The organism is Sphaerisporangium aureirubrum (assembly GCF_042658925.1).
Classification (GTDB): Bacteria; Actinomycetota; Actinomycetes; order Streptosporangiales; family Streptosporangiaceae; genus Sphaerisporangium; species Sphaerisporangium aureirubrum.
Genome location: NZ_JBHSRF010000153.1, coordinates 1 through 7,590 on the forward strand (window position 1 = coordinate 1; position 7,590 = coordinate 7,590).

General features: G+C 71.9%; 6 protein-coding genes. 5 read left to right on the forward strand and 1 reads right to left on the reverse strand.

Features of this window, described 5'->3' with window-relative positions:
- Nucleotides 1-25: 25 nt before the first annotated feature.
- From ACFP1K_RS40595 to ACFP1K_RS40610, 4 genes are all read left to right on the forward strand, one after another.
- A complete protein-coding gene (locus tag ACFP1K_RS40595) occupies nt 26-931 on the forward strand; it encodes an ABC transporter ATP-binding protein (protein WP_380763839.1) in 906 nt (301 codons plus the stop codon).
- Nucleotides 912-1,712, forward strand: a complete 801-nt coding sequence (locus tag ACFP1K_RS40600; RefSeq protein ID WP_380763841.1) for an ABC transporter permease subunit — start codon at nt 912-914, stop codon at nt 1,710-1,712. The genes ACFP1K_RS40595 and ACFP1K_RS40600 overlap by 20 nt, the downstream gene beginning before the upstream one ends.
- A complete protein-coding gene (locus ACFP1K_RS40605) occupies nt 1,712-2,782 on the forward strand; it encodes a PucR family transcriptional regulator (protein ID WP_380763843.1) in 1,071 nt (356 codons plus the stop codon). The genes ACFP1K_RS40600 and ACFP1K_RS40605 overlap by 1 nt, the downstream gene beginning before the upstream one ends.
- Nucleotides 2,783-2,904: 122 nt before the next feature.
- The gene (locus ACFP1K_RS40610) at nt 2,905-3,636 is read left to right on the forward strand and encodes an SHOCT domain-containing protein (RefSeq protein ID WP_380763845.1); all 732 of its coding nucleotides are present in this window, start codon (nt 2,905-2,907) and stop codon (nt 3,634-3,636) included.
- Between the two features lie 180 nt (nt 3,637-3,816).
- On the opposite strand, the gene ACFP1K_RS40615 is transcribed toward ACFP1K_RS40610, so the two are convergent.
- Entirely contained in the window at nt 3,817-4,779 is a 963-nt protein-coding gene (locus tag ACFP1K_RS40615) for a quinone oxidoreductase family protein (protein ID WP_380763847.1), read from the reverse strand.
- 253 nt (nt 4,780-5,032) lie between these two features.
- Here ACFP1K_RS40615 and ACFP1K_RS40620 point away from each other — a divergent pair, with 253 nt between their 5' ends.
- Complete coding sequence (locus tag ACFP1K_RS40620) at nt 5,033-7,441, forward strand: GH1 family beta-glucosidase (protein WP_380763849.1); 2,409 nt, start codon at nt 5,033-5,035, stop codon at nt 7,439-7,441.
- The last annotated feature ends 149 nt before the right edge of the window (nt 7,442-7,590 follow it).

Below are 7,590 nucleotides of genomic sequence, written 5' to 3' on the forward strand. Positions count from 1 at the left end.
GGGGCGGGGCGGGAGCATTTGGGGCATGACAGGTGTGGTGGAGACCGAGGGGCTTACCAAGTTCTACGGGGCGCGGCGGGGGCTGGAGGATCTCACGATGGAGATCCAGGCGGGGGAGGTGTTCGGGTATCTCGGGCCTAACGGGGCCGGGAAGACGACCACGATCCGGCTGCTGCTGGATGTGATACGGCCGACCAGCGGGGTCGCCCGGGTGTTCGGGGCGGATCCCAAGGATTCGGCGGTGCGGGCCAGGATCGGGTATCTGCCGGGGGAGCTGGCGCTGGAGGGGCGGGAGAAGGCGGGGGACTACCTGCGGTTCCTGGCAGGGGTGCGGGGCGGGGTCGGGCGGAACAGGATCGACGAGCTGGCCGAGCGGCTGGAAGCCGACATATCCGTGCGGATGGGGCAGCTCTCCAAGGGCAACCGGCAGAAGGTCGGCCTGATCCAGGCGTTCATGCACGAACCGGAGTTCCTCATCCTGGACGAGCCCACCAGCGGCCTGGACCCCCTGGTGCAGCAGGAGTTCCTGGCGATGGTGCGCGAGGTCCGCGCGGCGGGCCGTACGGTGCTCATGTCGTCGCACGTCCTGGCCGAGGTGGAGCACGTCTCGGACCGGGTCGGCATCGTCAGGGGCGGCCGCCTGGTCGCGGTGGAGGACGTCGCCGCGCTGCGCGAGAAGGCCGTGCGGCGGGTGGAGTTCCACTTCGACGCACCGGTCCCCGAGGACGCTTTCCGCGACCTGCCGGGTGTGCGGGACCTGAAGGTCGAGGGCGCGAGTGTGCGCTGCACCATCGACGGCCGCCCGGACGCGCTGATCAAGGCGGCGGCGAGGTTCACCGTCGTCCACATGGTCAGCGCGGAGCCGGACCTGGAGGAGATCTTCCTCACCTACTACAGCGAGGAGGAGCACCATGCCCACGCTCACGCTTGAGACGCTGCGCGACTACCGCCGCGCCCTGATCGGCTGGGCCGTGGGGATCTGCCTGTTCGCCGGGGGATACACCTCCTTCTTCACGCAGATCCGCGACAATCCCGACCTGTACTCCCAGGCGGCCATGACCAAGTACCCCGACGGCATCCGCAGGCTGCTCGGCGGCCTGGAGGACATCGCCAGCGGCGCGGGCTTCCTCCAGGCGATCATCTACCAGTTCTTCGTCCCGCTGCTGTTCATCATGTGCGCCGTGGCCGTCGCCAACCGCACGATCGCGGCCCCGGAGGAGTCGGGCACGCTGGAGCTGACCCTCACCCTGCCGATCGCCCGCGGCCGCCTGCTCATGGAGCGCTACGCGGCGCTGGCACTGGCGCTGTTCGCCGTGGCCGTCGTCTCGTTCGCGGTGATCCTCCTGGCGGCGAACGCGGTGGACCTCGGCGTATCGGCGGGCCGGATCCTCGCCGCGCACCTCGGCCTGTTCCTGCTGGTCCTGCTGTTCGGCACCCTGACGGTGACCGTGGGCGCGATGACGGGCCGCAAGGCCGTGGCCCTGAGCGTCACCGGCGCGTTCGCGGTGGCGAGCTACGTGGTGAACGCCCTGGCCAAGGACGTCGAGGTGATGAACTGGCTGAGCTGGGTCTCGCCGTTCCGCTACTACAGTGAGGGAAACCCCCTGTTCAACGGTGTCCCGGTGGTCGACTACCTCGTGCTGCTCGCAGCCACGCTCGTGCTGGTCGTGACCGCCGTCCTCTCCTTCGACCGGCGTGATGTAGGAGTCTGATGAACGTTCTCGCTCAGGTGAGCGAGGCGACGGGGGTGCCCGCCGACCTTCTCGGCGGGTACCCCGCGGTTCTGGCGGCGGCCTCCGCGACCGGCCGCCTGCCCGCCCGGGACACCATCGAGGAGTTACGCGCGCGAGGGGCCTCCGCCGCCGAGCGCGGTGTGCCGATGCGCGCGCTCGTGGACGCCTGCCTGCTCACCGCCGAGCTCACCCTGCGATCCGCGGACACCTCCACGCTCGGTGCGCTGCGCCGCGCGGTCGCCGCGTACGCCGAGGGATACGAGGGCGCCCAGCACCGTGCCCTGCGTGAGGAGGAGGCGGCCAGGCACGCGTTCATCGACGACCTGCTCCAGGGCCGGGCGGAACGGCTGGCCGAGCGCGCCGAGCATTTCGGCCTGCGGCTCGCCGAGGCGTACGTCGTGGCCGTGGCCAGGGACACCAAGCCCATCGCGGACGGAGATCCGCTGATCCGCCGCATCGAGCAGGCGCTGATCGCGAGATTCGGCTCGCACAACATCCTGATCGCGGCCAGGGACGGCCTGCTGGTGTGCGTGGCGCCGGGCGCGCTGACCGCCGCGACCGGAGAGTTCGCCCATCACGTGCGGGCCGCGCTTGCCTCGGAGTGGCGGGTCGGGATCGGCCGCCCGCACCGCGGTCCCGGCGGGGTGGTGACCTCGTACCGCGAGGCCGGCGACGCGATCAGGCTCGGCGACCGGCTCGGCCTGCGTCCCCAGGTGCTCAAGGCCGCCGACCTGCTGGTCTTCCCCGTGCTGCTGCGCGACAGGGAGGCCATCGAGGACCTGATCACGACGGTGCTCGACCCGCTGGCCCAGGCCAGGGGCGGTCCCGAGCCGCTGCTGGAGACCCTGGAGGCGGTGTTCGCCGCGCAGGGCAACCAGACGGCCGCGGCGCGCAGGCTCGGCATCAGCCCTCGCGCGGTGACGTACCGCCTGGAACGGGTCCGCCGCCTGACCGGTTTCTCGCCCGATGATCCGACGCAACGTTTCACGCTGGAGACCGCGGTGATCGGCGCGCGGCTGATCGGCTGGCCGTCGCGGGACGAAGGCTGAACGCCTGCGGCCTCATGACAGTTTTCGTTAACTGCTTGGTCGAGCAATCGGTGGAGAAAGGGATGGATTATCAAATCAGATAGTACGTTCCGCAACTCGGGACGGTGACCTACCATACGGGCGTGATCACCCCCCGCCGATTGGTCAGGAAATCATTGGGAACGCTGCTCGGACTGGGCGGCCTGGCCTGTTGCCTGACGTTGCTGTTCCTGGGCTCGCGGACCATCATGAGCATCGGCGGCAGCTGCGGGAGCGGCGGCCCGTACGTGGTGGCCACGCCCTGTCCGGACGGCATCGCGTGGATCATGCCGGTGGCGATCTTCGGCGGCATCGCCGCCCTCGGCGTGTACGCCGCCAGCCTGCTGCCGGTGGGCCCGAGGGTGGTGCTGCTGGCCTGGCCCGCGCTGTTCCTCAGCCTGGGATGGGCCTTCCTGGAGGCGGCGACGTCCCAGCCCGCCGTCGAGTGGGGTTTCATGATCTGCGCGGTGGTGTTCCTGCTGATGGGCGGCGTCCCGCTGGTGTTCCTGTTCAACCGTCAGGCGCTCCGGTCGGTGTTCTGGGGCCAGGCGCCCGTGCCGGCGCCGCCGCCGCCCGGGCCGGGCGTGGTGCGCTGGACGACCTCGGTGACCCTGCCCGGCGATCAGGACGCGCCGCCCGCGCCGCCCGTGGACGCGCCCGCGCGCGCGTCGTCGCGCTTCGTGGAGCTGCGCCCGCAGGACGTGCCGTCGGGCGGCGCCGGCTCCGGCGACCTGGTGGGCCAGCTCGAACGGCTCTCCGCGCTGCACCGCACGGGCAGGCTGGACGACGCCGAGTACGCCGCCGCCAAGGCGCGCCTGCTGAACGGCTCCCGGTGAAGGTGAGGACGATGAGGAACGAGACCGCTCTGCGCGTGTGGTCCATCGTGCTGCACGTGATAGCGATCGCCGGAGGTGTCTACCTGGGCGTCGTGCTGTTCGGCATGGCGACCTCCGGCTGACCGCCGGCCGCCGCGGCGTGGTGGCGGCCTGGCGAGGGCGACCGCCACCACGTCACGGTCACGGGACGAGCAGCAGCTTGCCCGTGGTGCGGCGGCCTTCGAGGTCCTCGTGCGCCTGCGCGGCGTCGGCCAGCGGGTAACGGCCGGAGACGTGCACCTTCAGCGCCCCCGACTCCACCCAGCCGAGGACCTCCTCGGCGCGCCACAGCAGCTCGTCGCGGGTCGCGGTGTAGTGGGCCAGGGTGGGCCGGGTCAGGAACAGCGAGCCGCCCTGGTTCAGCCGCTGCGGGTCGAACGCCTCCACCGGGCCGCTCGCCGCGCCGTACAGCGCCAGCATGCCGCGCAGGCGGAGCGCGGCGAGGCTGCCGTCGAAGGTGGCCGCGCCGACCCCGTCGTACACCACGTGCACGCCCTTGCCGTCGGTCAGCTCGCGCGCCGCGTCGGCGAAGCCGTCGTACCGCAGCACGTCGTCGGCGCCGGCCTCGCGGGCCAGCTTCTCCTTCTCCTCGGTGGAGACGGTGCCGATCACCCGGCCGCCGCGCAGCTTCACCATCTGGGTGAGCAGCAGGCCCATGCCGCCGGCCGCCGCGTGCACGAGCACGTCGTCCCCGGTGGTGACCTCGTACAGCGAGTGGGTGAGGTAGTGCGCGGTCAGGCCCTGCAGCAGCACGGCGCCCGCGAGGTCGAAGGACACGCCCTCGGGCAGCGGGATGGCCCGGTTCGCCGGGATCACGGCTTTCTCCGCGTAGCCGCCGAGCACGCCGACCCAGCCCACCCGGTCGCCGACGGCCACGTCCCCGGCGTCGGGACCCACGGCGGAGACGGTGCCCGCGCCCTCCGAGCCGAGGGTGAACGGCGTCGGCAGCGGGTAGCGGCCCTCGCGGTGGTAGACGTCGGTGAAGTTGACGCCCGCGGCCGCGACGTCGACCACGATCTCGCCGGGTCCGGGGGAGGGGTCTGCCACTTCGGTGTATTCGAGCGCGGACCGCCCACCTGGGCGGGAGACGACGATGGCATGCATGGCGCTGGGCTCCTTCTGCATCGGGCGGTCACTATCGATCGTGGCCAACCTCGCTCATCCGGTCCTTGTTCCCCCCGGCCGCCTGCCCATCCCTCCGTCCACAGGCCCACCCGTTGCCGGCGAGTTATCCACAGGCTCGTTCGTGACCTGCCCGGGCCCTCATTCGTCGTGTACAACGTTGGTGAAGACGCCCGGCAGGGCGGGGTGGCACCAGCGCCGCCCCACGGGCGGGAGCAAGAGGAGCTGCGGGACGATGACGGCGACCACTGTGGCCACGCGCGGGAAGACCCTCGTCTTCCCCGAGGGTTTCGTCTGGGGAGCGGCCACCGCCGCCTACCAGGTGGAGGGCGCCGTCGCCGTGGACGGCCGGGGCCAGTCGATCTGGGACGTCTTCTCCAGACGCCAGGGCGCCATCCTGGACGGCCATACCGCCGACACCGCCTGCGACCACTACCACCGGTACGCCGACGACATCCGCCTGATGGACCGCCTCGACCTCATGGCGTACCGCTTCTCGGTGTCCTGGCCTCGCGTCCAGCCCACCGGGTCGGGGCCGGTCAACCCCGCGGGGCTCGACTTCTACGACCGCCTGGTGGACGGCCTCCTCGCCGCCGGCATCACGCCGTACCTCACCCTTTACCACTGGGACCTGCCGCAGGCCCTTGAGGACCTCGGCGGCTGGGCGTCCCGGGACACCGCCCACCGCCTCGCCGACTACGCGCGCGTGGTGCACGACCGCCTCGGCGACCGCGTCGCCGCCTGGATGACCGTCAACGAGCCCTGGGTCTCCGCGTTCGTCGGGTACGGCATCGGCGCGCACGCCCCCGGCCGCACCTCCCCGGCGGACGCCTTCCGCGCCGCCCACCACCTGATGCTCGGGCACGGCCTGGCCGCCCAGGCGCTGCGCGCCGGCGGCGCGCAGACGGTGGGCCTGATGCTCAACCTCGCCCCGGTGATCACTCCCGGCCAGGTGAACGACCCCGGGCTCACGCTGTCCGCGCAGGACGCCGAGGCGGTGGAACGGGTCGACGCCCTGCTCAACCGGCAGTTCCTCGACCCGGCGCTGCGCGGGGAGTACCCCCCGGGCATCCTGCCGATCGTCGAGCGCGTCGCCGGTCTCGGCCACATCCACGACCACGACCTCGCCACCATCAACCAGCCGGTCGACCTGCTCGGCATCAACTACTACACCCCGTGCGTGGTGCGTTCCGGGCCCGGCGAGCCGTCCAACGCCGCGTACCCCGGCACCGAGGACGTCGAGTTCTGCGGGGCGTACGCGCCGACGACCGCCATGGGCTGGCCGATCGTGCCGACCGGCCTGTCCCGGCTGCTGGAGCACCTGACCCGGGAGTACCCCGGGGTGGGGCTGGTGGTCACCGAGAACGGCGCCGCGTTCGACGACGTGGTGACGGACGACCGGGTGCGGGACGCCGACCGCATCGCCTACCTCGAGTCCCACCTGCGCGCCGCGTACGACGCGATCCAGGCGGGGGCCGACCTGCGGGGGTACCTCGTCTGGTCGTTGCTGGACAACTTCGAGTGGGCCGAGGGGTACACCAAGCGGTTCGGGCTGGTGCACGTCGACTACGCCACCCAGCGGCGGCTGCCCAAGGACAGCGCGGTGTGGTACCGCGACGTGATCCGGCGCAACGGGCTGCACACCGAGCGGGCCCGGCGTCCCACCCTGGAGGCGGTGGCGGCACGGGCCGGGGTGTCCCGGTCCACCGTGTCCCGGGTCATCAACGGCGAGGCCACCGTCAGCGAAGAGTTCCGCGCCACCGTCATGCAGGCCGTCGACGAGCTCGGCTACGTACCGAACTCCGCGGCCCGCAGCCTGGTCACCGAGCGCACCGACGGCGTCGCGCTGGTCGTGCCTGACGCCCCCTGGACCCGCGGGGAGGATCCCCTGTTCTCCGTGGTGGTCCGCGCGGCCGGTCATGCTCTTGAGGAGGCGGGCAAACACGTCACCCTGGTCCTGGCCGGCTCCCCCCGCACGCGCTTGCGCGCCGAGCGGTACGTCACCGGCGGCCAGGTCGACGGCGCGGTGCTGTTCCCCGGCCCCGGCAGCGATCCGTTGCCGGCCTCACTGCTGCGCACCGGCGTCCCGGTGGTGGGTCTCGGGCGTTCCGCCTCCCCCGGCGTCCTCCCCTACGTCGACGCCGACAACGTCGGCGGCGCCGTCACCGCCGTCCGCCATCTGCTGGCCACCGGCCGCCGCCGCATCGCCATGATCGCCGGCCCCCTGGACAGCGTGGCCGCCCAGGACCGCCTGACCGGCTACCAGCAGGCCCTGGGCGAATCCGAACGCCGCTCCATGGTCGCCATGGGCACCTTCACCCGAGCCTCCGGCGCCGAGGCCATGCGCCGCCTCCTGGACGACGATCCCGACCTGGACGCCGTCTTCGCCGCCAACGACCTGATGGCCATCGGCGCCCTGAGCGTCCTGCACGCCGCCGGCCGCCAGGTCCCCTCCGACGTGGCCGTGATCGGCTTCGACGACATCGACGCCGCCGCCTACACCATTCCCTCGCTGACCACCATCCGCTCCTCCATGACCGACCAGGCCAGAGCCGCCGTCCGCCTACTCCTCCGCCACATAGACGGCGGCCCCGTGAGCTCCGTGATCCTCCCCACGGAACTGATCGTCCGCTCCTCGACCTGACCCCCTGCGGCGGTCATCGGCGCGAGGTTCCGTAGCGAGCATTGCGTTGGTTGTGGCGGGCGTATGTCAGGGGGAGGGGGTGGGGGTGGGGCCCTGGACGGTGAAGTCGTCGAAGGAAATCTTCAGGGGGGTGCCGGGTTTTTCGGGGG

Excerpts from the sequence above, each read along its gene's own strand:
- ACFP1K_RS40615 (WP_380763847.1), bottom strand. The coding sequence starts at position 4,779 with ATGCATGCCATCGTCGTCTCCCGCCCAGGTGGGCGGTCCGCGCTCGAA.
- ACFP1K_RS40595 (WP_380763839.1), top strand. The coding sequence starts at position 26 with ATGACAGGTGTGGTGGAGACCGAGGGGCTTACCAAGTTCTACGGGGCG.
- ACFP1K_RS40620 (WP_380763849.1), top strand. The coding sequence starts at position 5,033 with ATGACGGCGACCACTGTGGCCACGCGCGGGAAGACCCTCGTCTTCCCC.
- ACFP1K_RS40600 (WP_380763841.1), top strand. The coding sequence starts at position 912 with ATGCCCACGCTCACGCTTGAGACGCTGCGCGACTACCGCCGCGCCCTG.
- ACFP1K_RS40605 (WP_380763843.1), top strand. The coding sequence starts at position 1,712 with ATGAACGTTCTCGCTCAGGTGAGCGAGGCGACGGGGGTGCCCGCCGAC.